The organism is Microbacterium sp. NPDC086615 (assembly GCF_040686055.1).
In the GTDB taxonomy this organism is placed as follows: Bacteria; Actinomycetota; Actinomycetes; order Actinomycetales; family Microbacteriaceae; genus Microbacterium.
In genome coordinates, this window is sequence record NZ_JBFBJJ010000018.1 from 50,794 (window position 1) to 74,659 (window position 23,866).

The following is a 23,866-nucleotide window of genomic DNA, read 5'->3' on the forward strand; positions in this document are numbered from 1 at the left end:
GACCTCGACCGTATCGACAACACCGTCGATGAGGCGGCACGCCTCCCCGCAACGTTCCTTGCGGCGGCCTGAACGGTCCGACCTCCTTCGTTCCTCGTGGTGAACGTCATTCCCTCTGCGGAACGCGAGTGATCGCCGCAGTCGGTCCCCGGCTCGGCGGGCTCAGCGGATACGCCCGGCGAGGTCGTCCCGTGAGAGCGTGCCGGCCTCGGCCAGCACCTTCCGCGCCGCGTCCCGCGCGTCTTCGACGTTCCACAGCAGCACGCCGACGACACGGTCGTCGTCGAGGTAGTAGACGATGCCGCGCTCGGGGTCGATCCAGTCCTCCACGGTGTCGAGAGCGGCATCCAGGGTCCCGACCGCCTCGTACCGGATGCCGAACACCGCCGAGTAGTAGTACGGCGTGTGCGTGTACGACTCGGCGGCACCCGCGAGATTGCGGCCCGCGGCCCGACCCTGCTCATTCGCGTTGTCGACATGCTCGACACGGCGGCGACCGAGGATCCGGTCGGGGTAGCTCGCGACGTCTCCCGCCGCCCAGACCCCGTCGGTCGAGGTGCGCAGCTGCGCGTCGACGATGATGCCGTCATCGACGATGAGTCCGGCGCCCTCGGCCAGGTCGGTCGCGACCTCGATCCCGAGACCGCTGACCACCGCATCCGCCCGGACCACGTCGCCGTTCTCGAGCTCGAGGCGCGCGCCCGTGGCATCCGCGTCTCCGCCGGCGACCTTCGACCCGGCGACGATCTCGACACCGGCATCGCGGAACAGCTTCTCGAACCTCTCGGCGAGCGCGGCGGGGAACACGGCGTCGCCGAGGACGGCGCCGGTGTGGATGAGCACGGTGTCGACGCCGTTCTGCACGAGAGCCGCGGCGAGCTCGGAGCCGATGTAGCCGCCGCCGACGACGGCGATCCGGTCGACCTCGTCCGCGAGCGACCGCAGACGGCGGTAGTCCTCAGCGGTACGGAAGGTCAACGCCCGCTCACCGTTCGATCGATCCTCGATCGGCAGAGCGACGGGCTTCCCACCCGTGGCGAGCAAGAGGGTTCCGTACGAGAACGTCTCGCCGTCGGCATCCACTTCCCGCTCCTCGGGGCGGATCGCCGTCACGCGCGTGCGCAGGCGGATGTCGGCGCCGGTGTCGTCCGCGGTGCCGAGCGGCACCTTGTCCCACGTGAATTCTTCGTCGGTCCACAGCTTCTTGCTGAGCGCGGGGCGCGTGTAGGGCGCGTCGACGTCATCGCTCAGGATGCCGATCGAGCCGTCGGCATCGATCTCACGGATGCCGCGCGCCGCCGTGTCCGCGACCATGCCGCCGCCGACGATGAGGTGATCGAAGTGAGTCGTGGTCATGCGGCCAGCCTCGCCGTCGCGCCTGGCCGCCCGGGATGGGTTGCGAGGCGTCCCGGCATCGGGTAGCGGACAGGTGACTTTCTGCACCAGGGCAGGTGACGAATCTAGCGGAATGGGTAGATTGCGCTTAGATAACCATAGAGTCGCTACATGCTCCACGAACTCAATCCGTTCCGGCCCGGTGCCGGAGTTCGCCCACCCGAACTCGTGGGGCGCGAGGCCGAGATCGATCTCGTCGACTTGATGGTCGCCAAGAGTCTCGCCCGCAGGAATGACGGGGGCCTGATCACTTACGGTCTGCGCGGCGTTGGGAAGACGGTACTCCTCAATGAACTGCAACGGAACGTCGACCAAGCGGGGTGGCTGACGGTGCAGTTCGAGGCTCGCCCAGGAACCGCGGGCCAACTCGTTTCGCGCCAGTCGCTCGCCCGCGGTGTAGCGATGGCCGGGCGCAGAATGGCGCGCTTTCGGACGGCAGTATCCGATGTGAAGGCCGCCGTATCGACGGTCTCGTCATTCGCACTGACAGTTGCCGGGGTATCGCTGAACTTGGGAGTCGAGCCCTCTGATCACCGAGCCAATTCAGGGCTCATCGAAGTGGATCTCGAGGAGCTCGTTGCCGACCTCGCAGAGCCGCTGCAGAAGAACAAGAGTGCGCTGGCCATCTTCGTCGATGAGATGCAGGACCTCGACGACGATCTCCTGACGGCCCTGCTCGCGGTGCAACACAAAGCGACGCAAGCGGATTGGCCCTTTTACGTCATCGGCGCAGGACTCCCTACGCTCCGGCGCACTCTCGCTGAGGCTCGCTCCTACTCGGAGCGATTCTCACTCCACGAGGTAGGCGCTCTGTCGCGATCCTCCGCCGCAGAAGCCGTCGTCCGCCCCGCCGAGCAACTTGGGGCAAGGTTTTCCGATGACGCCGTCGAGGCGATCGTCGATGAGGCCCAGGGCTACCCGTTCTTCCTCCAGACGTACGGCAAGGCCGTGTGGGATCTCACGCCTGATCGACACATCGATCTCGAGATCGCACGCACAGGCATCGCCGAAGGCAACGCCGCACTTGACCAAGGGTTTTTTCCTGCTCGTTGGGATCGCACGACGCCATCGGAGCGGCTCTACCTCCGAACGATCGTCGAGGTGGGGGGCGAGGTCGCCAGCACCTCCGCGATTGCCGAGTTCCTCTCCGTCGCGCCCGCGTCGCTCAGTCCTGCACGGCAGTCGCTCATCGAAAAGGGGATCATCTACGCCGAGCGCCGAGGCTTCGTCAGCTTCACCGTCCCCAACATGGATCGCTTCATCCGGCGCCAAACCGATCTGGACGACTGACACTCTCCAAGTTCGTCGGATCCCGGGGCGCCCAGACCGAGCCCAGACCCGGCGAACTAGGCTCGGGGCATGAGCGTCGACCTCGAGAATCTGTACATCGACCTGCACGCCCACCCCGAGCTGTCGTTCCAGGAGACGCGCACGGCGGGCGTGATCGCGCGGCACCTGACCGACCTCGGTCTCGAGTTCGAAGAGGGAGTCGGCCGCACGGGGATCGTGACACGGATCGACAACGGCGACGGTCCGGTCGTGTGGCTTCGCGCCGACACCGACGGCCTCCCCGTCGAGGAGCAGACGGGCCTCGCGTACGCCAGCACCGCCCGCGGCACCGACCCGGCGGGCAACGCCGTTCCCGTCATGCACGCGTGCGGGCACGACATGCACGTCACCGCGATGATCGGCGCGCTCGAGCGGCTCGTCGCGACGACCGACGAGTGGTCGGGCACCGTGATCGCGGTGTTCCAGCCCGCCGAGGAGTACGGCGCGGGTGCCCGCGCGATGCTCGACGACGGCATCCTGGACCGGTACCCGAAGCCCGACATCGTGCTCGGCCAGCACGTCACGCCCCTTCCCGCCGGCACCATCGGCGTCCGCCCGGGCACCCAGATGGCGGCATCCGACGGGCTCACCGTGGTGCTGCACGGTCGCGGCGGACACGGCTCGCGCCCGCACTCCACGATCGACCCGGTCGTCATGGCCGCGGCCACCGTCATGCGCCTGCAGACCGTCGTGTCGCGCGAGGTCGACCCGCGCGACGTCGCCGTCGTGACCGTCGGCTCGATCCACGCGGGGCTGAAGAACAACATCATCCCCGCCGAGGCGAAGCTCGAGCTGAGCCTGCGCTACCCCGACGACGCCGCGCGCGACCGCGTGCTCGAGAAGGTCGAGCGCATCGTCCGCGCCGAGGCGCAGGCCTCGGGCGCCGAGCAGACCCCGACGATCACCACCGACCACACTCTGCCGCCGACGATCAACGATCCGGAAGCCACGGCCCGCCTGACCGCGGCCTTTCGCCGGGCGTTCGGTGAGGCCAGCGTCGTCGACCCGGGGATGTTCACGGGCAGTGAAGACGTTTCGTGGTTCGCGCGCGACGCGGGCGTGCCCCTCGTCTACTGGTTCTGGGGCGGTGTCGACCCTCAGACCTTCGCGGATGCCCTGGCCGGCGGCACGATCGAGCGCGACATCCCGACGAATCACTCGCCGTTCTTCGCGCCGGTGATGCAGCCGACGATCGACCGCGGGGTCGAGAACCTCGTGGTGGCGGCCCGGGAGTTCCTGAACTGAATCTCGACGCCTCGCGCCTCGCCTGCAAGGGTGGAGGGATGAGCGCGACGCAGAGGGACGCCCAGATCACCGCCGACGACGACCGCGACGGGCTCTTGCCGGGAGCGCCGATCATCGCCGGCATCCGGTCTCTCGTCATCTGGGGCATCGTCGCGGCGGCCCTGCTCGGCGCGTTCGTGCGCGGATCGCAGGGCGGATGTTCCGGAGGCCTCGCGAGCGACGGCAAGGGATTCCTCGGGGCGGACGGGAAACCGACCGACATCGAACCGCTCTGCGGCACCGTGACGATGAGCCCGAGCCCGCTCGTGTTCGTGATCCTCGCGGTCATCGTGGTGACGGCTCTCACGCGCATCCTCGGTCGGGCGACCGACGTCGACCATGCACTCAGGATCGTCAACAACGCGCGCATGGTCATCGTCATCGTGACCCTCACCGGCTTGGTGGTGGGGTGGTGGGCGATCACGACGCTCCGGATCGACGACTGGAGCGCGTACTCGGTGTGGTCACCGCTGCCGTTCGGACAGTTCGAGGTCGAGACGCACCCGATCTCGCAGCGCTGAACCACGCGGGGTCGCGCGCGCAAGGCCTCTGCCCGCGCGCCGCTCGGCGCGTACCGTGACGGTCGTGACGTTCAACGACAACGCCCGGGTCGGGGGCAACTCAGCGAAACGCCGAGGTGGCGGGACCGTCGCCGCCGTGGGAGGCGGGGCGGTCGGCCTCGGCGCCGTCGTCGTTCTGCTGTTCTCGCTGTTCACCGGCACTGATCTCACCGGTCTGATCGGCGGAGGGACAGCGGCCGGCCCCGAGAGCGGCGGCGAGGCGATCGCCAACTGCGAAACGGGTGCCGACGCGAACAGCGACGACTCGTGCCGGTTGGCCGCGGCATCCCTCAACATCGATCAGTTCTGGCAGGAACGCCTCGACGGCTATCGCGAACCGCAGCTGATCATCGTCGATCAGGCGACGGGCACCTCGTGCGGCACGGCTTCGAACGCCACCGGCCCCTTCTACTGCCCGCCCGACGAGACGGTGTACGTCGACCCGACCTTCTTCGCGATCCTCCGCGAGCAGTACGACACGACCGCGGGACCGCTCGCGCAGCTCTACGTGCTCGCCCATGAGTACGGCCACCACGTGCAGAACCTCACCGGCGTGATGGAGCAGTACCCCAACAACGGCACCGGCCCCGACAGCAACGGCGTGCGCACGGAGCTGCAGGCCGATTGCTTCGCCGGAGCCTGGGTCGCCGCAGCCGGCGAGCAGGTCGACGAGAACGGCACGCCGTACCTCGAGCCGCCGACGTCGCAGCAGATCAGTGACGCCCTCGCGGCGGCCGCCGCGGTGGGCGACGACCACATCCAGGCGGAGTCCGGTCGCGGCATCAACCCCGAGAGCTGGACGCACGGATCGAGCGAGCAGCGCCAGCGCTGGTTCGACGCCGGACGCGAGGGCGGCGTGAACGCCTGCGACACGTTCGCGGTGGCGGGGCAGGACCTGTAGGTCGCGGCATCCGGGTCTTCCGCTCCTCGGGCGTCGGCTGCGACCGGCCGTCCCGCGGGCCGCGCACGCGCTGGACCGTCCGGCGGAGTTCGCGCGAGACACGCCGGTCCAGGATGCCGCGCCGCGGCGTGTCCGCACTCGACTCCGCCTGACGGTACGGGCCACCCGCGGCCAACTCCGCCTGACGGCACCCGCCACCCGAAGCAACCCGCCCCTGGACACCCGCCGGCCGCGGCACCACCGCCCCACTTCCGCGAGACGGTGGCACCGCGGCGCTGCGTCACTCCTCGCGCGAATGCGTCCGGAGGATGATCACGACCAGCACACCCACGAGCACGACGACCACGCCGCCGATCACGAGACCCAGGGTCAGTCCCGACGGTGCTCCGCTCGCGGGCGTTTCGGTCGCGGGAGCCGTGGCCTGCCCCGCGCCGGCCGCGTCGGCGCAGGGCGACTGCGCGAGGCCCGTCGACGAACCCGTCTCCGTGGAGGTGAACGAGTACGACCCCGAGATGGGGTGGCCGTCGGACGAGACCGCGCGCCACTCCACCTGATACTCCCCGGCAGCACCCAGAGCCACCGGAACCGCGAGGGTCGGCCCCGACAGGGTCACGCAGTCGGTCTCGTAGTGCTGTCCGTCCGGCCCGAGCACGATGACGATGTTGCCGCCGTCGTACCCGAGCAGGTTGGCGCTGAAGTCGAGCGACACCTCCGACAGCGACGAGACCGTCGCGCCCGCGGCGGGCGACGTCGACTCGAGGCTGTCGTGCGCCGAGGCGGCCTGGGCCCCGCCGAGCACGGCGCTCAGCGCGATCGCCGCGATCGCCGCTGTCCGCGCGAGGGCCTTCGACACGCGCACGCTCAGCCGCGCTTCGGGCGACGGGCGAAGGCGAGAGCGCCCAGCACCGCACCGATCGCCGCGACGACGAGGGCGGCGATGCTCAGACCGAGCGCCGTCCCCGAGTCCGACGACGAACCGGATGCCGTGGCATCCATGTCGTGGTCCGTCGACGACGGAGCGGCCGAGGCCGTGCCGTGGCTGTGTTCACCGGTCGGCGGGGTGTCGTTGACGTAGAGCACCGGCGCGGGCTCGAGCGAGGAGTCGGCCGCGACCTGGTCGGGGGTCGCCGCCCAGTCGACGACGGACCCGTCGGAATAGGTCTGCACCGCCGGCAGGACGAGGTGGCCGACGTCGGGCACGGGTCCGAGGACGGCCGAGAAGATCTGGAACTGGTCCTGGCTGATCCCGACACCCGGGTCGGCCTGCCAGACGATCTTCAACGGGGCATCGGTGACGGTGTTGCCGTTCGCCTCGACGGGCGCGGGGAGCGCGCCCTTCTCGACGGTGGCGGTCCATCCCGGGACGGGCTGCACGAGCACCGCACTCAGCGGCGTGTCGGTCGGCAGGCTCACCTCGAGCTTGACGGTGGAGGCCGTCTCCGACTCGGTCGGGACGCGGAAGTTGACCGTGGCGTAGCTGCCGGGGGCCGCGGTGTTCGGGTTGACGGTGACGTGAGCGGATGCCGCGAGCGGCACGCCGATCGCGAGGACGGCGCCCGCCGCGAGGCCCACGAGGGCGCGGCGAAGGAAGGGAGAACGAGACATGGTGCTGCTTTCTGCGAAGGCGCGCGCGAGCGACTCGCGTCGCGCGAGGATGAGGGGTCGAGGTGTCACGCCGCGAGCGGCGGACCTCGATGCCTCATCGTCGACAGCACGGCCATCGCCGTGGTCAGCAGGAGCGGCTCGGGCGCGGGACGGACGTCGTCCGTCAGCGGGGGGAGCCCGCGGAAGGGCCGCAGCACGGCGAGCGCCGCGTGGAAGAACCGCGCGATGACCTGCACGGCGCGCTCGCCTCGACCGAGCGCGAGGATCGTGACGACTGCGGCGAAGGCGTGGGCCACCCACATCCAGGGCGAGTGCGAGCCGTGCGCGACGACCACGTGGCTCGATCCGGTGGCATCGAGGAGCACCGCCGGCGCCCCGTGATGCCCGCCCGGTGCGACGACACCGTCTCCGCGCAGATCGAGGGCCAGGATGCCGTGGAACAACGCCTGGCTCAGCACCACCGCGAGCGACAGCCGCCACCACGACGCCGTGCGTCCGGCCAGCAGGACGCACACCGGGGCCGCCAAGCAGAGGGCGAGGGCGATGTTCAGCAGCGGAGGGAGTTCGGCGCCGACCGAGGAGTGCGAGACGGTCGCGATGAACGTCGCGACGGAAGCCGCGGCGATGCCACGACCCACGCGTTGCGCGCGCCCTGCTCTCGACGACATTCGAACTCCTCCGCTCTCAGCCTATGCGGGGCGGTCGCCCCGGTGCGGGAAGTGCCACGGCGTCGAGAGACGTCGGGGACGGGCGACGGCGCCCGCCCCCGACCGAGACCGCCACCCGCGGACCGGGGACGCTCGACACCGCCAGCGCGAGCTCGCGCGGGTCGTCCGCCCGGTCATACGAACAACGAGACGACGGTGGCGGCCCCGAGGGCGCAGGCCGGCGATAGCTCGCGGCGACGACGGGGACGAAGGCGAGCGGCGCCACCGCCGCGCCCGCGATGACGGCGAAGGGCCGATCCGACGACGCTGTGTCCCCCGCGATCCTCGGGAATCCGTCACGGCGGACAGCGGCCCCCCGAGGACATCGGGTCGCCCTCCGCCCGCGCGAAAGCTGTCAGCCCTTCACGCTGCCTGCCGCGAGCCCCGACTGCCAGTAGCGCTGGAGGAACAGGAACGCGACGATCAGCGGCACGATCGACACCAGCGAGCCCGTCAGCACCGTGGAGAAGAGGACTTGAGCTCCGCCACCGCTCGACGCGGCCGCCTGCCACCCGGCGAGACCGACCGTGACCGGATACAGGCTCGGCGTGTTCAGCATGATGAGCGGGAGGAAGTAGTTGTTCCACGTGGCGACCAACTGGAACAACAGCACCGTGACCATGCCGGGAACGAGCAACCGGACCCCGATCGTCGCGAAGGTGCGCAACTCCCCCGAGCCGTCGATACGAGCCGCCTCGAGCAGACTGTCATCGACCGAGTCGGCGGCGTAGACACGCATGAGATAGACCCCGAAGGGGCTGACGAGCGAGGGCAGGATGATCGCCCATGGTGTGTCCGTGAGGTTCATCGAGCTGAACAGCAGGTAGGTCGGAATGGCGAGAGCCGTCATCGGCACCATGATCGAGCCGATCACAAGCCAGAACACCACGGAGCTGCCCCGGAAGCGATACTTCGCCAGCGCGAATCCGCACGCCGTGGCCAAGACGGTGGCCCCCACGGCACTCGTGACCGCGTAGAGCACCGTGTTCACCATCCACTGCGAGAAGACGCCCCCATCCTTCGAGAACACGTCAGCAAGGTTGTCGAAGAGATGGAATCCCTGCCCGAACCAGAGTCCGAACGTCGTGAACAGTCCGGTGTTGTCTTTCGTGGACGCGACGACGAGCCAGACGAGGGGAACCACGAAGTAGACCACGCAGATCCAGACGAACACCGTGAGAAGCGTCCCGCCACGAGTCGGTCGGTGCGTACCCAGCGGGCGCCCCTTGAGAGGCTTCCGCCCGGGTCGCACGATGGCCTCGGTCATGACGTCTTCTCCTTGCGGTTGACGATGCCCTGGACGATGACCGAGAGCACCACGATGACCATCCCGAGCAGGAAGGCGATGGCGGCGGCGTAGTTCACGTCCTGGTTCTTGAAGGCGAGGTTGTAGGCGTACAGGTTCGGCGTGAAGTCCGACCCGATCGCGTTCGGCGCGATGTTGAAGAGCAGGTTGGGTTCGTTGAAGAGCTGGAAAGAGCCGATGATCGAGAAGATGACGGTCAAGATGATCGCCTGCCGGATCGCCGGGATCTTTATGCTCCACGCCACACGGAACTCGCCCGCACCGTCGATCGCCGCAGCCTCGTACAGCTCGGTCGGGATGGTCCGCAGAGCGGCGTACATGATGATCATGTTGTAGCCGATGAACTCCCAGCAGACGATGTTCATCGTCGAGCCGAGGATGGCCCCGGGGGCGAGGAGTTCCGGCGCCGGAAGGCCGAGGCCCGTGAAGATCTGGGTAATGAGGCCGAAGTTCTCACCGTAGAGGTAACCCCACATCAGGGTCGCCACGACGCTCGGCACCGCATACGGAAGGAAGATCAGCAAGCGCACGACCTTGCCGCCGCGCATACGGCCCGAGTCCAGGGCCAGCGCGAAGAAGAGCGAGGCGACGAGCATGATCGGCACCTGTACCACCAGGAAGATCGCGACCCGCGACAAACCCGCCCAGAAGCTGGGGTCACCCAGCGCGCGCTGATAGTTCGCGAGCCCCGAGAACACCTGACCGCCGACGAGTTGCGAGGTGAACGTGGACAGATATGCCGAGTAACCCAGCGGGACGAGGAACATGGCGGCGAAGACCGCCACGAAGGGGATCACCAGGATCCATGCTGCGCGCGTCTGCGCGGAGCCGAGCCGAGCACGGCGCGCGGGAGAGGCCGACGTCATCGTCTGTGTCCTTTCTGAGGATGCCGAACGGGCCCCGCACCGACGGCGCGGGGCCCGCGGGGTCACTCGACCGTGAAGCCCTGCTGCTTCGCGTAGTCGGTGACGGCGGCGTCCCAGGCGGCGAGACCGCCGGTCATGTCGCCCTTTTCGCTGATGGCCTTGCCCAACGTCTCGTTGTAGCTCGAGTAGACGAAGTCCATGAACGGCAGCCACTGGAAGTTCTTGTCGACCGTGTCGGAGACGCCGGCGAAGAACTCGTTGACCTTCTGCCCTCCGTAGAACTCCGACGCCTGGTCGACGAACTTCGGGTCGCTCAGGGTGGTCTTGGTCGTGGGGAAGAGGAACTGCTCGTTGGCGAGTGTCAGAGCAGCCTCGCTGTCGGTGTTGATGAACTTCGCGAACTCGTAGGCGGCGATCTTGTTCGGGCTGGACTCCATCACGGCCGTCGTCGAACCACCCCAGTTGCCCGAGACGTCCTGTCCGGCCTCCCACTGCGGAATCTTGGCCGCCGTCCACTTGCCGCTGGTGTTCTTCGCGGTGCCCTGCAGGAAGATCGGCCCCCAGGCGGCCACCTGCCAGCTGGCGTACTTACCCTGTGCGAGGCCCTGGTACCACTCGTCGTTGAAGTCGGCATCCGTGGCGACGAGATCTTTCTTCACCAGATCCTGCCAGAACGAAACCACCTTCTGCGTCGCGGGCGAGTCCAGGTCGATCTTCACGGTCTTGTCGCCGTCATACCCGAACGGCTTCGCTCCGGCCTGCCAGAAGAAGCCCACCATCTGACCCGGATCGTTCCCCGGCAGGTCGGCGATGTACGACCCGGTCTTCTCCTTGATGGTGGCGGCCGCGGCGGCATAGTCGGCCCACGTCTCGGGTGCGCTCACCCCCGCCTGCGCGAAGATGTCGGAACGGTACAGGTTGCCGAGTGGGCCCGAGTCCTGCGGCACCGCCCAGACGCCCTTGTCGTCGGCCACCTGGTTCCAGATCCAGTCGACGAAATCGTCCTTCGCTTCGGCCGCGCCGTAGGGCGTGAGATCGGCCAGGCTCCCGGTCTGCCGGAATGAGGGAATGTACTGGTACTCGACCTGCGCGACGTCGGGGGCACCCTTGCCCGCCTTCAGGGCGGCACGCAGCTTCGGGTACTGCTGCGTCCCACTGCTGGTGTTGACGAGCTCGACGTTGATCTTCGGGTACTTCGCCTCGAAGAGATCGACCTCTTTCTGCATGTCGGGCGCCCACGCCCAGAACGTGATCGTGGTGGGCGTGTCCATGGCCTTGTCGATGTCAGCCTGACTCACAGGAGCGGTGGACGATGCGCCGGACGACGCCGGGGAGCACCCGCTGAGAGCGAGGGCGGAAACGAGGGTCAACGCTCCGAGCGTCATTGCCTTTCGGTTGCTTCTCATCAGATTCTTTCCGTGGAGGGGAAGGCGGACCCGACCGGATCCGTCGAAGCCTCGAACACGTGTGCAGCACGCGGATCGAGGAGCAGGGTGGAGCCGGCGGGCACGACCTCGCCGGTCTCGAGGTCGCGGACGGCGACCGGGGGGATGACAGCGACCGGTTCGCCCGTCCAGTTCGCGACGAAAGCGAGCGTGCGTGAGCCGGCGCGACCCGTCTGCACCGTGACGGTCCGCGGCGCACTCCATTGCGTTGCCGCGGTCCGCACATCGAGCCAGGAGGCGACACTGCGGGCGAGGGGCACGTTGGGAACGGTCGCGAGGTAGCTGATGCGCCCCCGCCCGTGCGGACGGGTGGTGAGAGCCGCGTGCGCTCCCAGCTCGTTGTCGTCGAACGAGACGACGGTCTCGGCTCCGTCGACGTCGAGAAGATCGATCCACTCGGTCGCGGCGGAGCCCGCTTCCAGCTCGATTCTGTGCGAGGAGACCGACATCGTCGAGATGTTGCTGTACTCGTCATATCGGATGCCACCGGGCTCGCCGATACGGTCGGGGGCCACCGCCAGGCGCGCCCGGGCGAGCTCATCACCGTAGCCCGTCCGCACGCCCGCGACGAGGTGGCCACCCGCCTCGGCGTACGCCACGAGGTGGTCGAGCACGGCTGTCTCGACGACGTACAGAGCGGGTGCCAGCAGAACCGGATACCTGCGGGCCAGGTCGGCGGCATCGTGGTTCAAGAAGTCGGATACGTGCTGTACACGAAGCTGCAGCCCCGCTTCGAACGCCCCCCGGTAGAACGAGTCGAAGATGCGCGTGTAGGAGTCCGGATCGGGTGAGCCGTCGGATCGCGAGAGCGGGGGATAGAAGTTCCACGACCATTTGGTGTCGGTCGACCACAGGATCAGCGCGTCGGCGTCGGGAACATAGTCGTCCAGCGCCGCGCCGAGGGTTTTCAGTGACGCCCCGAGCTCGGCTACCTCTCGGTAGATCCGACCCGGCTTCTGGCTGTGCGGGAGGACCCCTCCCCAGTACGTTTCGACCCCGAAGTGCAGCGTGTGCCAGTGCCAATACTCGATCATGCGCCCGCCGCGGGCGAGCAGAGCGAATGCCGCCTGCTTGATCTGCCCCGGATACGGCGGGTGGTTCTGCCACGACCCACCGATCGACTGGGCGTTGGTCTCGGTGACGAGGTATTGAGCTCCCGCGGTGGAGTAGGCCCGGTCGCCCCACTGGAAAAGCGCCCACACTCCGGTGTGCCACCATCTGTCTTCGCGGGGGACCTCGAATCGGGCATCGAGACCGTCCTGCATCTTGTAATAGGGGTTTCCGGCGACGACGTCGAGGGATGCCGCGAGCTCGTCGTCGGCGACCTGGTCGCGCATGTACGAGATGCACGTGGTCACGAACTGCGCGGGGCTGGCGTATTCGCGGACCATCTCGGCTTGCCAGGCGATGAGGTCGGTCGCCTGCGTCGACTGGAAACGGCGCCATTCGAGTTGGTACTGCGGCATGAGGTTGCCGTCGGGACGCCAGAGTTCGGCCCACTCCTGAATGCGGTGCGACCAGTACACCAGGCCCCATTCCTCGTTGAGGCGTTCGACCGTGCCGTACTTGCGCCGGAGCCAAGAGACGAACGCCTGGAACGTCGAATCGTTGTGCGGCAGGACGTTGCCTGGTTCGTTGTCAACCTGGAATCCGATGATCGCCGGGTGGCTCGCGTAACGCTCGAGGATGCGGCGAGACACTCGCTCGGCGTAGAACCGGTAGGCCGGCTGGGCCTGGTCCATCTCCTGACGAGCGCCCCATCCCATGCGGTGCCCGGTCGAGATCTCTGCAGCGATCTCGGGGTGCAGCTTCTGCAGCCACGGCGGGATGGCGTAGGTAGGCGTGCCGAGGATGACCCCGATGCCCCGCGCGTGCGCGCCGTCCAGGACCGGCTGCAGCCAGTCGAGATCGAACTCCCCTTCACGGGGCTCCCAGGTCGACCACACCGACTCGCCCACGCGAATGACGGTGAAAGCGGCCTCCGCCATCAGATCGAGGTCACGCTCAAGCACACCGTCGGGCTGGTACTCCGCATAGTAGGCCGCGCCGAACAGCACACCCGAGAACGTGGGGGACCCCGTCATCTTGACTCCTTCGTCAAATGTTGTCGACAACATTTCGCGACCACACGTTAGCGCGACGCGGTGATCGCGCGCAAGTGATCGACAACATTCTTGCCCGCGCGCGTGCGCCGAACCCCACCACGCGCGCTCACATCCGCGGGCTGCGGCCTCTGGTGGCGCCGCAGGCCCGGGCGATCAGCCCATCGGCGTCGTCGTCGTGGAGTTGCGGATGACGAGGCTCGGCAGCTCCAGCGACGTGCCCCCGTCGTCGGGAAGAGCGTGAGCCTTCACGAGGAGTTGGTCGAGGAGGTAAGCGCCCTCCGCCTCGAAGTCCATCGCAACCGTGGTCAACGGGGGCGTGAGAAACCGCGCCTCAGAGATGTCGTCGGTGCCGACCACGCTCAGGTCATCGGGTACGCGAACCCCCTCGCGGGTTGCGGCGGAGAGTACCCCCAACGCCATGCTGTCGTTGGCCGCCACCACGGCGGTCGCCCTGCGCTCCTCGGCGGTCAGCGACGCCCACGCCCGCGCCCCGGATCCGGCCGACCAATCACCGACTCGCTCCCATGCCGGCTCCAGCCCCGAGGCTTCGAGCGTCGCGACGAATCCGTGGCGACGCTCCCCCGAGGCCTGCCACAGATCGGGCCCCGCCACGTACCCGATGCGGCGGTGTCCCAGCGACACGAGGTGTTCAGCGGCGAGTCGACCCACCAGATCATTGACGGTGGCGGCTCCACCCTCGACGGTCGTGCCCGCATCGGCGATCCACGGCATCCCGAGATTCCGGGACGCCACCGCATCGATCACCGTCTGCGAGACGCCCGCGAGAACGAGTCCGGCCAACCGATGCTCGAGCACGACAGACAGCGCATCGTCGATGTTGGTGGGATCGCTATCGACGGTCGCGATGTCGAGAGTGAAGCCGCGACGACGAGCTTGGGCCGCAACCCCGGCGAGCAGGCGCGCCGGTCCCTGCTCCTGCAGTCGATGGGCGAGTGCACCGATTCGGTTGACACGCGAGGCCCGCAGCATGCGCGCCGCGGAGTTGGGGCGATAGTCCAGCTCCTCCAAGGCCGACTTGACACGCTCGCGCGTGGCCGGGCGCATCCCCGCGAAGCCCTGGAGGTATCTCGTGACGGTCTGATGCGAGACGCCCGCGAGCTTCGCGACGTCGTAGATCGTGGCGGACTTCATCTCGCCAGTGTTACGCATCGGCCCGATATTGCCGAGGCGGGTCCGGCCACCGGGCGAGAAGCGGCGGGCGAACGGGGAGACGACCATGATGCTCGCACTGATCGCTCGGGATTGCAGGAAGGGTGATGCGGAGAGCCGCTCCACACGGTCCAGGGAGCAGATGAGGAACACTGGTCTTATGACGGACGGCTCGAAACCTCGGCGCGGCCGCCCGCTAGGGGGCACGGAACTGAACCGTCAGCACGTCTTGACGGTTGCGCTGGAGCTCGTGGACCGGGACGGGTTGTCGGGCTTGACGATGCGATCGCTGGCCGCGGCGATGGGCGTGCGTCCGAGCGCACTGTACTGGCACTTTCAGACGAAGGATCAACTTCTCGGCGAGGTTTCGGCGCTGGTCTTCGACAACATCGAAGTGGGCGACGACCACGGCACCGAGTGGGATGCCTGGCTCGCGGGCCTCGCGAGGAAGATGCGAGCGGCATTGCACGAGCATCCCCACTTCGCCGGCATCGTGACGGGACAGATGTTGACGACCGATCGTGGCGTGCCGCTGGCGGAGCGGATCTTCCGGGTGCTCGATCGTGCCGGGTTCTCGTCGACAGAGCTGGTCGAGGTCTACAACGTCTTCTTCGGCGTCGTCCTCGGATGGGTGACGATGGAGCTGTCCGCCGCGCCCGAGGGGGACGACGGCTGGCAGGAGACGCTCTCAGAGGACCTCCGGACGATAGACAGCACGCTCTTTCCGACACTGTCGCGTGTGATGCCGCTCGCGGAGGACCGGGCCTTCATGCTTCGCTGGACGCCGGGACGCGACAATCCTCTGGACTCCTCGTTCGAGGTCGTCCTCGAGACGTTGTTCGTGGGACTTCGCGCGCGACTGACGTGACCCGATGCCCGTTGCGGGTTGCGGTCAGATGGTCTTACCGGGGCGGGTTCGCGTTGCGGACGTCCGCGGCGATCCGGGCGATCTCGAGGGACCGAGCGAGGCCGTCGAGGAGCGAGGTGAGCATCGTCTCGAAACTGGGCTCGAGGGGGGACTCGGCTCCCGAGTCCCACCGCAGCATGTACGCGCGGTTGGCGGCAAAAGGCCAGACATCGTGCAGGTTCGGGTACCTGTCCGCGTCGAGCACGAGGCTTTCGATCGCAGAGCGTGCGCTGCCGTTTTTCTCTTCGGGACTCGCGGCGAACTCGCCGGAGATCCAGCCGAAGACGGCACCGATGACGGCGTTGTAGGCGCGGACGAGGTCGTGGCCGGCGAAACCCGCGCGCCGGAGTGCGGCCATCGTGTGTTCGGCCAGGTCGAGTGAGGACTGACTGGTCTGGATGTTGCTCACGAAGTACGCGGCGAATCGCGGGTGGCTTCCGATCACTTGCCGCGTACGCAGCCCGAAGGTGAAGAGCCAGTCTCGCCAGGGCAGGTCTTGAGAGGGGAGCTCGATCTGGGAGAGGACTCGTTCGCAGACGAGTCCGAGAAGCTGCGACCGGTTGCCGACGTGCCAGTACAAGGATGCCGGGAAGACCCCCAGCTCCGAACTGAGACGGCGCATGGTCAGGGCACCGATGCCGGCACGGTCGATGATCTCGAGCGCCGCGGTGACGATCTCATCGGGGGTGGTCAGGGCCCGAGACGTGGGCCTGTCGGCACCGTCCCCACTCATGTTTCGATGATATCGACGCTGCCGATCACACCGGCGGCCACGCCGTGATGTCGTCGCCGATCGCGGTGGGAACCGTGCTCGACGAGCCGCTCGCCTCCGGCACGACTCCGTCGGCGTCGCCCTCGAGCTCGAGTTCCACACGACTCAGGGCGCGGTCGAAACGGTCGAGGAGATCGACGAGTTCCTCCGGGGTGATGGTCAACGGCGGGGCGACGAGGACGGCATCGTTGTACCCGCCGGTGGTGGGATAGAGCAGGAGCCCCTCCGCCACCGCGGCCGCGAAGACGCGTCCCGCCAGCTCGCCTTGCGGACGCGAAGCGGCGTCTCGGTCCGAGAACTCCACGCCGCGGAGCATGCCTCGCCCGCGAGTGTCGGCGATCAAAGGATGCTTCTCGGCGAGGTCGCGCAGACCCTCGGCCAGGGCGGCGCCCATCATCTCGGCGCGGGCGACCAGGCACTCGGTGCGGAACACCTCGAGGACGGCGACGGCGACGGCCGCAGACAACGGGTTACCCCCGTAGGTGTGCCCGCCCAGAACGCGACCGCTCCCGTTCTCGATCGCGCGGAGGATCCGCGCGTCGACGAGGGTCGCCGCAATGGGGGTGTACCCGGCTCCGAGCGCTTTGCCGATCGCCACAAGATCGGCACGGACACCGTCCTGGAACGTGGCCAGCACGTCACCGGTACGACCGAGCCCGGACATGACCTCGTCGGCGATGAAGAGCGCGCCGAACTCGTCGCAGAGAGCCTTGAGCCCGAGCAGGTATCCGCGCGGGGGTGTGGTCGCGGCGAGGGTGGCACCGCCGATGGGCTCGACGAGGATACCCGCGAGGGTGTTCGCGTGGCGCTCGAAGACCAGTCGGGCTTCGGCGAGCAGTTGCGCGCAGTACTCGTCCTCGGTCAGCTCGCCTTGGTCGGCGAAGGCGTACGGGGTGGGAAGGGCGGGGATGTCGAGAGCGATCCCCTCGACGGCGCGCCGACGAGCGTGTCCGGAGGCCGACAGGGCGCCCAGAGTGTTGCCGTGGTACCCGCGGCGCGCAGAGAGGAACACCGTCCGCTGCGGTGCGCCGAGCTCTCGGAAGTACTGCAGGGCGAACTGCATCGCCGCTTCGACGGCCTCCGATCCGGAGTTGACGAACCACACTCCGGCGTAACCGGTGAGAGCAGCCACCCGGTCCGCCAGCTCGACGAGGGGAGCGTTCGTGAAAGCCCCCCGGTGCGTGAAGGCGACCCGGCTGGCCTGATCGGCGATGGCGGACAGGACCGCCGGGTGCGCATGACCGATGGCCGTGACGACCGCCCCAGAACAGCCGTCGAGGTAGCGGGCGCCCTCGGCATCCCAGAGCCACACGCCTTCACCGCGGTCAACGGTCGGCAACTGCGCGTTGAGGGAGTTGTGGATCAGGGGCGAGCTCATAAAGACAGTATCGCTTCCGACGGGTTGAACAGTGTTAAACACTTTACGACTACAGACTCAGAGAGGCCAATTCCTCGGGGCACTTGCGGGCATGTCGGCATGCCGAGCGCTTGTTCACGGTGAAACGTGAGCCAACCGGCCAACCCCGCGACGTCGTCACGCAGTCGTAACAATGTCGAAATTATATTGATCATCGTTCAATACAAAATGAACGATGTTCCATAACGGGCACTGCGTCCCGAACCCTCCTCCGCTGACACCTCGGCGGCACTCTCCAGGAGCGAATCGATGCCTCTTTCTCGATCGACCATCAGCTGCCTCGTCGACAGCTACCTCACCGCCCTCGCATCCGCCGATCTCGAGGCGGTCCTCGCCCTCTTCGCGGCTGACGGCATCGTCAGCTCGCCGCTGTACGGCGACCTGCCGGCGCGCGAGTTCTACCCGGTGCTGTTCGCCGACACCGCCGAGTCGGTGCTTGCCCTGCGCCAGACGCTCCAGCACATCGATGGGGCACGTCCGACCGTGGCGTTCTGGTTCGACTTCGCCTGGACCCTCGCCGACGGCACCCCCGCCCCCTTCACGGCCGTCGATATCGCCGAGCTCGACGAGACCGGCCGCATCACGCACCTCCACATCGTTTACGACACCCATCCGATCCGCGCGGCGTGGGAGAAACAGCGTCATCTCGACGCCACCCTCATCTGAACCCCGAACCCGACAAGACAGGACCGCACATGCAGACGCACATCGAGCCGCATCGGCTCCACAACACCCTCGGCAACCGCCACATCGCGATGATCGCCATCGGCGGCACCATCGGTACCGGCCTGTTCCTCGGCAGCGGCCTCGTGGTCCAGCAGGCCGGCCCCGCCGTCATCCTCAGTTACCTGGGCATCGGCCTCGTTCTGGTGCTCATCATGCGGATGCTCGGCCGCCTTGCTGCCGAGCAGCCCGACCCCGGCTCCTACACCACCTACGCGGCACGCCGCTTCGGCCCCTGGGCAGGAGTGATGACCGGCTACGTCGCGGTGTACTCCGGCGTCATCCTCATCGCCCTCGAGTGTTCGGCGATCGGGATGATCATGAACGGCTTCGCGCCGGGGGTACCGGCATGGGCGTGGAGCTTCCTCGCCCTCGTCGCGCTCGGCGGACTGAACCTCCTTCCCGTCCGCGTCTTCGCTGAAATCGAGTATTGGATGGCGATCATCAAGGTCATCGCCGTCGCCGTGTTCCTCGTCATCGGTGCGGCAGCCGTCTTCGGGTGGCTCCCCGGCTACACGTCGCCGGGCCTGACGAACTGGGCGGACTTCGCGCCCGCGGGATGGCTGCCCGTCCTCCTGACGGCCGTGACCGTCCTCTTCTCCTACATGGGGACGGAGAACGTCGCCACCGTCGCGGCCGAGGCCCGCGACCCGCAGAAGGCGATCGCCCGCGCGATCCGCTCCGTCGTCGCCCGCATCGTTCTCTTCTACGTCGGTTCGACCATCATCGTCATCACGATCATCCCTTCCACGAGTGACGCACTCGCGAAGGGCTCCTACCCGGCAGTGTTCACCGCCCTGAACTTGCCGGTGCTGGCCGCCGCGATCCAGGTGGTCGTCGCCACGTCGATCCTTTCGCTGGCCAACAGCAGCCTCTACACCACGTCGCGCCTGCTGTACGCCGCGGCAGTGCGCCGAGAGATGCCCGCGCGTCTCGCAGTGGTCTCACGCTCGGGGGCGCCCCGCTGGGCCGCCGGCGCGATTGCCGTCGCCGCAGGCCTGTGCCTGCTGCTCAACTTCCTTCTCCCCGCCGCCGACGTCATCTCGCTGCTCATCTCCATCACCGGAGCAGGCGGAGTGCTGACCTACTCGGTCATCTCGTTGACGTTCCTCCGATCGCACACGCAGCAGGGCGCGGGGAAGTGGATGGCCTGGGTCGTTCTCGGCATCCTGGCCGCGGTCGCGGTGGCCCTCGCCGCCGATCCCGCGAGTCGCCTCCCGCTGATCCTGACCGTGTTCGCCGCGGCCGTCTGCGCTGCCATCGGTCTGATCGTCCAGCGACGCTTGGGCAGCCCGGCGCGCGCGGCATCCCACCCGATCGAGCTGTCACCTGTCGATCGGCCCGTCGTCGCGCCCTGATAACCCGAGAGGACGCTCGAGGCCGGCCGCCCGCACGGGGTGGCCGGCCTCTCGTTGCGGCCCCCTTCTGCTCTCGTCCACTCACCTTCGCCGGGACGCACAGCCACCCGCGCCCGCGAGATGCCCCGCAGCCGCATCCCCTCGTAGCCTGGAGGGATGACGCACGCCGAGGCTCTTCGCGACGAGCTCGTCCGGCGCATCGACGAGACCGCGTTCGCCGCTCACGGCCTGCACGTCCGCGTGGGCGACGATGTCGCCGAGCACCGCTGGACCCCCGACGTGCGCGAAGAGATCCACTCCGTCGCGAAAGCCGTGAGCGTCCTCGCGGCCGGCATCGCCGCCGACGAGGGCCTGGTGTCGCTCGACGAGCCGATCGAGACCGCGCGGGAACGGGATGTGACGCTCCGGCGCTTGCTCACGATGACGAGCGGCATCGACTTCCCCTGGTCGCCGACCCTGATGAGCGACTGGCCCGACCTCGCGGCGGAGTTCCTGTCGCGTCCCTCGCGGGGGCGCGTCTTCCAGTACTCCAACGCCAGCACCTACACCGCGATGTCCGTGCTCTCGGAGCGCGTCGGCGACATCGAGGAGTACCTACGGCCTCGCCTCTTCTCGCCCCTCGGCCTCGACGACATCGTCTGGGACCGCTGCCCGAACGGCCGGGTGCTCGGCGGCGAGGGCCTGTCGCTTCGCACGGAAGAGATGGCACGCCTGGGCCTTTTGATCCGCGACCGGGGCGTCTGGGACGGGCGGCGACTGGTCTCGATGGGGATCGTGGATGCCATGCACGCGGGCTGGGTCGACACGGGGAGCACCGGCGACGGGTACCGCCGGTACGCGCTCGCGGGCTGGGAGGGGCCGGGCGCCGCGTGGCGACTGCACGGCGCCTACGGCCAGCTGATCGTGTTCGCGGGCGACGCGGTCGTGACCGTCAGCGCGGACGACCACGCCGGCGCCGACGCGATCGCGGCGTTCGTCGCCGAGGCGGCGACAGGCCGCTGAGCTTTCCGCGATGGGGCCTCGGGGCTCGGCATCCGGAATCTCCCATCATCACGGTCTGGCGACCATGCCGTGAACGGCTGCGCGTCAGATTGCGCACAGCGTCCAGTACGCGTAATGTCGCGCGCCGTGACTGAAGAAAGTCGCGAGCCCGGCGTGGAGACGCCGATGGCCAAGCGCATCCTCATCGGCGAGCCTCTGACGTCGGAAAAACTCGACGAGCAGCTTCTGCCCAAGAAGATGGCGCTGCCGATCTTCGCCTCCGACGCCCTCTCCTCCGTGGCCTACGCCCCGCAGGAGCTGCTGATGATCCTGCTCATAGGTGGAACGGCGCTCCTGACGCTCAGCCCGTGGGTCGCCGTGGCCGTCGTCGTGCTGCTGATCGTGGTGGTGCTGAGCTACCGGCAGCTCATCAAGGCGTACCCCTCCGGTGGCGGTGACTACGAGGTCGCGAGCAAGAACCTCGGCGAGATCCCCGGGGTGGTGGTCGCCGCTGCGCTCCTCGTGGACTACGTGCTCACGGTCGCCGTGTCGGTGGCATCCGGGGTCGACAACATCATCTCGGCGTTGCCGGAACTCAATCCGTTCCGCGTCGAGATCGCCGTCGGCTTCGTGATCCTCATCGTCATCGTGAACCTGCGCGGCGTGCGCGAGGCCTCGAGCGTGTTCGCGATCCCGACCTACCTCTTCATCGGCTCGGTCGGCGTCATGATCGTCGTCGGCCTCGGCCGGACCCTGCTGGGCGATGCTCCGGTGGCCGAGAGCGCCCAGTACGCCGTCCAGGCGGAATCGCTCACGCAAGCAGCCCTGATCCTGCTCGTCCTGCGGGCGTTCTCGAGCGGCTGCTCGGCCCTGACCGGCGTCGAAGCGGTGTCGAACGGCGTGCCCGCCTTCCGGATGCCGAAGATCCGCAACGCGCAGACGACGCTGACCATGATGGGCGGCATCGCCATCGTGCTGTTCGCGGGTCTGACGATCCTCGCCCTCATCTCGGGTGTGCACTACGCCGAGAACCCGTGCCACCTCATCGGCTTCGACTGCGCGAACAACCCGCAGCCCAGCCTCATGGCGCAGGTCGCCGCCGCCACGTTCGGCATGGGCAGCATCCCGTTCTTCATCATCCAGGCCGCCACCGCCTGCGTGCTCCTGCTCGCGGCCAACACCGCGTTCAACGGCTTCCCGCTGCTCGGCGCCGTGCTCGCCCGCGACGGCTACGCTCCGAAGGCCCTCAACACCCGGGGTGACCGTCTGGTCTACTCGAACGGCATGATCATCCTCGGCATCGTCGCGATCGGCGTGCTGATCGTGTACCAGGCCAACCTCACGACGCTGATCCAGCTCTACATCATCGGCGTCTTCGTGTCGTTCTCGCTCGGTCAGCTCGGCATGGTCAAGCACTGGCGCCGGGCGCTGCGCGGGCTGAAGAACCTGCCGCCCGAGGCCGCGAAGCAACAGTCCGCGGCGATCGAGCGCCGCTCGGCGATCTCGGGCCTGTGGATCAACTCCGTGGGCGCCGGCATGACCGTGCTCGTGCTGCTGATCGTCACGATCACGAAGTTCACGCACGGCGCGTGGCTCGTGTTCATCGCCATCCCGATCCTCGCAGTGCTGATGGTCGGCGTGAACCGGTACTACCGCGACGTCGAGCACGAGATCCAGATGGACGACACGGTGCACTTCGGTGCGTCCGGCGACGTGGCGATCGTGCTCGTCAACCGGCTGCAGAAGCCCGTCATGAAGGCGATCGACTACGCCCTCGCGGCCAAGCACGACAAGACGCTCGCGGTGCACGTCGCGATCACCGACGAGGAAGCGGCGAGCCTGCAGCGCGAATGGGCCGAGCACGACATGCCGATTCCGCTCGTCATCATCGAGTCACCGTACCGCACCTACACGTCGCCGGTGTCGAGCTTCATCAAGTCGTACCGCGAGAAGCACGGCTCCTCGGTCGTGACGGTGTACCTGCCGCAGTTCATCGTGGGGCACTGGTGGGAGTCGATCCTCCACAACCGCCGCTCCCGGCGACTGGCGCAGCAGCTCATGCTCGTGCACGGCGTCTCGATCACGCTCGTGCCCTGGCTGCTCGACTCGTCCGAGGTCATCTACGGCCGCCGCTCTCGGCCCCTCCCGGGCCAGCAGCGCGGTGGGCAGCCGGTTGCCGAGGTGCCGGCGCACCGCGTGCGGAAGGGGCCTGGCGGCTCGGCATCCTGAGGCCGGGGGCGGCGAGGGCCGCGATGCGATGCGACGCGACGGGACGGGCGAAACTCCTGAGAAACGACGACCGCAGCGGCATGCAGGCCACAACGGCGAGTTCCGCGCGCAGAAAGTCAGGAGTTCGGGCCGCCTCGTCGCGCCGCCGTCGCAGGCGGTAGACGCGACAGCACGTCTGGGGCAGGGTGGATGCCATGCCGATCCTCGCCCTGCTGACCCTCGCCGTCATGGTCATCGCCCTGATCGACGCCATCACGCGCCGCGACGACCAGGTCAAACACATGCCGAAGTTCGTGTGGGTGTTCTTCATCGTGCTGCTGCCGCTGATCGGGTCGATCCTGTGGTTCACGATCGGGCGCGAGTACGAGCAGCGCTCGACGCCGATGTCTTTCGGCGACCCGCGGCGGTGGCAGAAGGATGCCGAGCCCGCACCCGCTCCGCGCACGTACGACTCGCGGAGCACCGAGCAGCAGATCGCCGACCTCGAGCGCGAGATGCGCCTCGCCGACCTCGAGGAGCAGGTGCGTCGGCGGCGCGCCGAGGGCGACGGCGCGGGGGCCGGCACCGGGAGCTGACGCGTCGGATCGACCCTCTGGTGGAGGCGTCGGGGGTCCCGCCGCGGGGGCACTCCGGACGGGGTCAGGCGCGTTGAGTGTCCAAGACACCCGGACCCCTCGGAAAAACGTCCGGGTGTTTTGGACACTCAACAGGGCGGGCTTCTTCGACCGCAAGAAGATGTCGAAGTCGAAGGGCAACGTGGTCACGCCCGCCGACATCCTGAAGCAGCACGGCTCCGACGCCGTGCG

Annotated in this window: 22 protein-coding genes; 11 read left to right on the forward strand and 11 right to left on the reverse strand. The window is 68.1% G+C overall.

What is annotated here, in order from left to right; genetic code table 11:
* Positions 1-162: 162 nt before the first annotated feature.
* Complete coding sequence (locus AB0O24_RS15755) at positions 163-1,356, reverse strand: FAD-dependent oxidoreductase (protein ID WP_363376223.1); 1,194 nt, start codon at positions 1,354-1,356, stop codon at positions 163-165.
* A 150-nt stretch (positions 1,357-1,506) separates the two neighbouring features.
* Between AB0O24_RS15755 and AB0O24_RS15760 the strand changes: the two genes are divergently transcribed.
* From AB0O24_RS15760 to AB0O24_RS15775, 4 genes are all read left to right on the forward strand, one after another.
* Entirely contained in the window at positions 1,507-2,685 is a 1,179-nt protein-coding gene (locus AB0O24_RS15760; protein WP_275797501.1) for an AAA family ATPase, read from the forward strand.
* 69 nt (positions 2,686-2,754) lie between these two features.
* The gene (locus tag AB0O24_RS15765; protein ID WP_307383478.1) at positions 2,755-3,969 is read left to right on the forward strand and encodes an amidohydrolase; all 1,215 of its coding nucleotides are present in this window, start codon (positions 2,755-2,757) and stop codon (positions 3,967-3,969) included.
* 38 nt (positions 3,970-4,007) lie between these two features.
* Positions 4,008-4,529 carry a hypothetical protein gene (locus AB0O24_RS15770; RefSeq protein WP_307383481.1) on the forward strand — a complete coding sequence of 174 codons (522 nt, stop codon included), beginning with the start codon at positions 4,008-4,010 and terminating at the stop codon, positions 4,527-4,529.
* 64 nt (positions 4,530-4,593) lie between these two features.
* Positions 4,594-5,469 (forward strand): neutral zinc metallopeptidase, encoded by an 876-nt coding sequence (locus AB0O24_RS15775; RefSeq protein ID WP_307383484.1) that lies wholly within the window; start codon positions 4,594-4,596, stop codon positions 5,467-5,469.
* 280 nt (positions 5,470-5,749) lie between these two features.
* Here the strand turns inward: AB0O24_RS15775 and AB0O24_RS15780 are convergent, their stop codons facing one another.
* The 8 genes from AB0O24_RS15780 to AB0O24_RS15815 form a co-directional block, all read right to left on the reverse strand.
* Positions 5,750-6,322 carry a copper resistance CopC family protein gene (locus AB0O24_RS15780; protein WP_363376226.1) on the reverse strand — a complete coding sequence of 191 codons (573 nt, stop codon included), beginning with the start codon at positions 6,320-6,322 and terminating at the stop codon, positions 5,750-5,752.
* Positions 6,323-6,330: 8 nt separating this feature from the next.
* Positions 6,331-7,074 carry a YcnI family protein gene (locus AB0O24_RS15785; RefSeq protein WP_363376228.1) on the reverse strand — a complete coding sequence of 248 codons (744 nt, stop codon included), beginning with the start codon at positions 7,072-7,074 and terminating at the stop codon, positions 6,331-6,333.
* 65 nt (positions 7,075-7,139) lie between these two features.
* A complete protein-coding gene (locus tag AB0O24_RS15790; protein WP_363376231.1) occupies positions 7,140-7,742 on the reverse strand; it encodes a hypothetical protein in 603 nt (200 codons plus the stop codon).
* A gap of 394 nt (positions 7,743-8,136) precedes the next feature.
* A complete protein-coding gene (locus tag AB0O24_RS15795; protein ID WP_363376233.1) occupies positions 8,137-9,048 on the reverse strand; it encodes a carbohydrate ABC transporter permease in 912 nt (303 codons plus the stop codon).
* On the reverse strand, positions 9,045-9,953 hold the full coding sequence (locus AB0O24_RS15800; RefSeq protein ID WP_275797485.1) for a sugar ABC transporter permease: 909 nt from the start codon (positions 9,951-9,953) through the stop codon (positions 9,045-9,047). Before AB0O24_RS15800 ends, AB0O24_RS15795 begins: the two co-directional genes overlap by 4 nt.
* Before the next feature lie 62 nt (positions 9,954-10,015).
* Positions 10,016-11,251, reverse strand: coding sequence for an extracellular solute-binding protein (locus tag AB0O24_RS15805; protein WP_363376236.1), 1,236 nt, complete (start codon positions 11,249-11,251; stop codon positions 10,016-10,018).
* 107 nt (positions 11,252-11,358) lie between these two features.
* Positions 11,359-13,482 carry a beta-galactosidase gene (locus AB0O24_RS15810; protein ID WP_307383497.1) on the reverse strand — a complete coding sequence of 708 codons (2,124 nt, stop codon included), beginning with the start codon at positions 13,480-13,482 and terminating at the stop codon, positions 11,359-11,361.
* A 174-nt stretch (positions 13,483-13,656) separates the two neighbouring features.
* Positions 13,657-14,655: a LacI family DNA-binding transcriptional regulator gene (locus tag AB0O24_RS15815; RefSeq protein WP_275797479.1), complete on the reverse strand. Its 999-nt coding sequence runs from the start codon at positions 14,653-14,655 to the stop codon at positions 13,657-13,659.
* A gap of 85 nt (positions 14,656-14,740) precedes the next feature.
* Here AB0O24_RS15815 and AB0O24_RS15820 point away from each other — a divergent pair, with 85 nt between their 5' ends.
* On the forward strand, positions 14,741-15,541 hold the full coding sequence (locus AB0O24_RS15820; RefSeq protein WP_275797477.1) for a TetR/AcrR family transcriptional regulator C-terminal domain-containing protein: 801 nt from the start codon (positions 14,741-14,743) through the stop codon (positions 15,539-15,541).
* Positions 15,542-15,575: 34 nt separating this feature from the next.
* On the opposite strand, the gene AB0O24_RS15825 is transcribed toward AB0O24_RS15820, so the two are convergent.
* Together AB0O24_RS15825 and AB0O24_RS15830 are read right to left on the reverse strand one after the other, a co-directional pair.
* Positions 15,576-16,313, reverse strand: a complete 738-nt coding sequence (locus tag AB0O24_RS15825; RefSeq protein ID WP_275797475.1) for a TetR/AcrR family transcriptional regulator C-terminal domain-containing protein — start codon at positions 16,311-16,313, stop codon at positions 15,576-15,578.
* Positions 16,314-16,338: 25 nt separating this feature from the next.
* Positions 16,339-17,730, reverse strand: coding sequence for an aminotransferase class III-fold pyridoxal phosphate-dependent enzyme (locus AB0O24_RS15830; RefSeq protein ID WP_275797473.1), 1,392 nt, complete (start codon positions 17,728-17,730; stop codon positions 16,339-16,341).
* A 288-nt stretch (positions 17,731-18,018) separates the two neighbouring features.
* Here AB0O24_RS15830 and AB0O24_RS15835 point away from each other — a divergent pair, with 288 nt between their 5' ends.
* From AB0O24_RS15835 to AB0O24_RS15860, 6 genes are all read left to right on the forward strand, one after another.
* Entirely contained in the window at positions 18,019-18,435 is a 417-nt protein-coding gene (locus tag AB0O24_RS15835) for a nuclear transport factor 2 family protein (protein WP_275797471.1), read from the forward strand.
* A 29-nt stretch (positions 18,436-18,464) separates the two neighbouring features.
* Positions 18,465-19,850 carry an amino acid permease gene (locus AB0O24_RS15840; protein ID WP_363376241.1) on the forward strand — a complete coding sequence of 462 codons (1,386 nt, stop codon included), beginning with the start codon at positions 18,465-18,467 and terminating at the stop codon, positions 19,848-19,850.
* Between the two features lie 156 nt (positions 19,851-20,006).
* A complete protein-coding gene (locus AB0O24_RS15845; protein WP_363376244.1) occupies positions 20,007-20,852 on the forward strand; it encodes a serine hydrolase in 846 nt (281 codons plus the stop codon).
* 165 nt (positions 20,853-21,017) lie between these two features.
* Positions 21,018-23,060, forward strand: coding sequence for an APC family permease (locus tag AB0O24_RS15850; RefSeq protein ID WP_363376249.1), 2,043 nt, complete (start codon positions 21,018-21,020; stop codon positions 23,058-23,060).
* 194 nt (positions 23,061-23,254) lie between these two features.
* On the forward strand, positions 23,255-23,635 hold the full coding sequence (locus AB0O24_RS15855; protein WP_363376247.1) for a PLD nuclease N-terminal domain-containing protein: 381 nt from the start codon (positions 23,255-23,257) through the stop codon (positions 23,633-23,635).
* A gap of 160 nt (positions 23,636-23,795) precedes the next feature.
* The coding region (locus AB0O24_RS15860) for a class I tRNA ligase family protein (protein ID WP_363376251.1) at positions 23,796-23,866 on the forward strand (71 nt) is incomplete at its 3' end.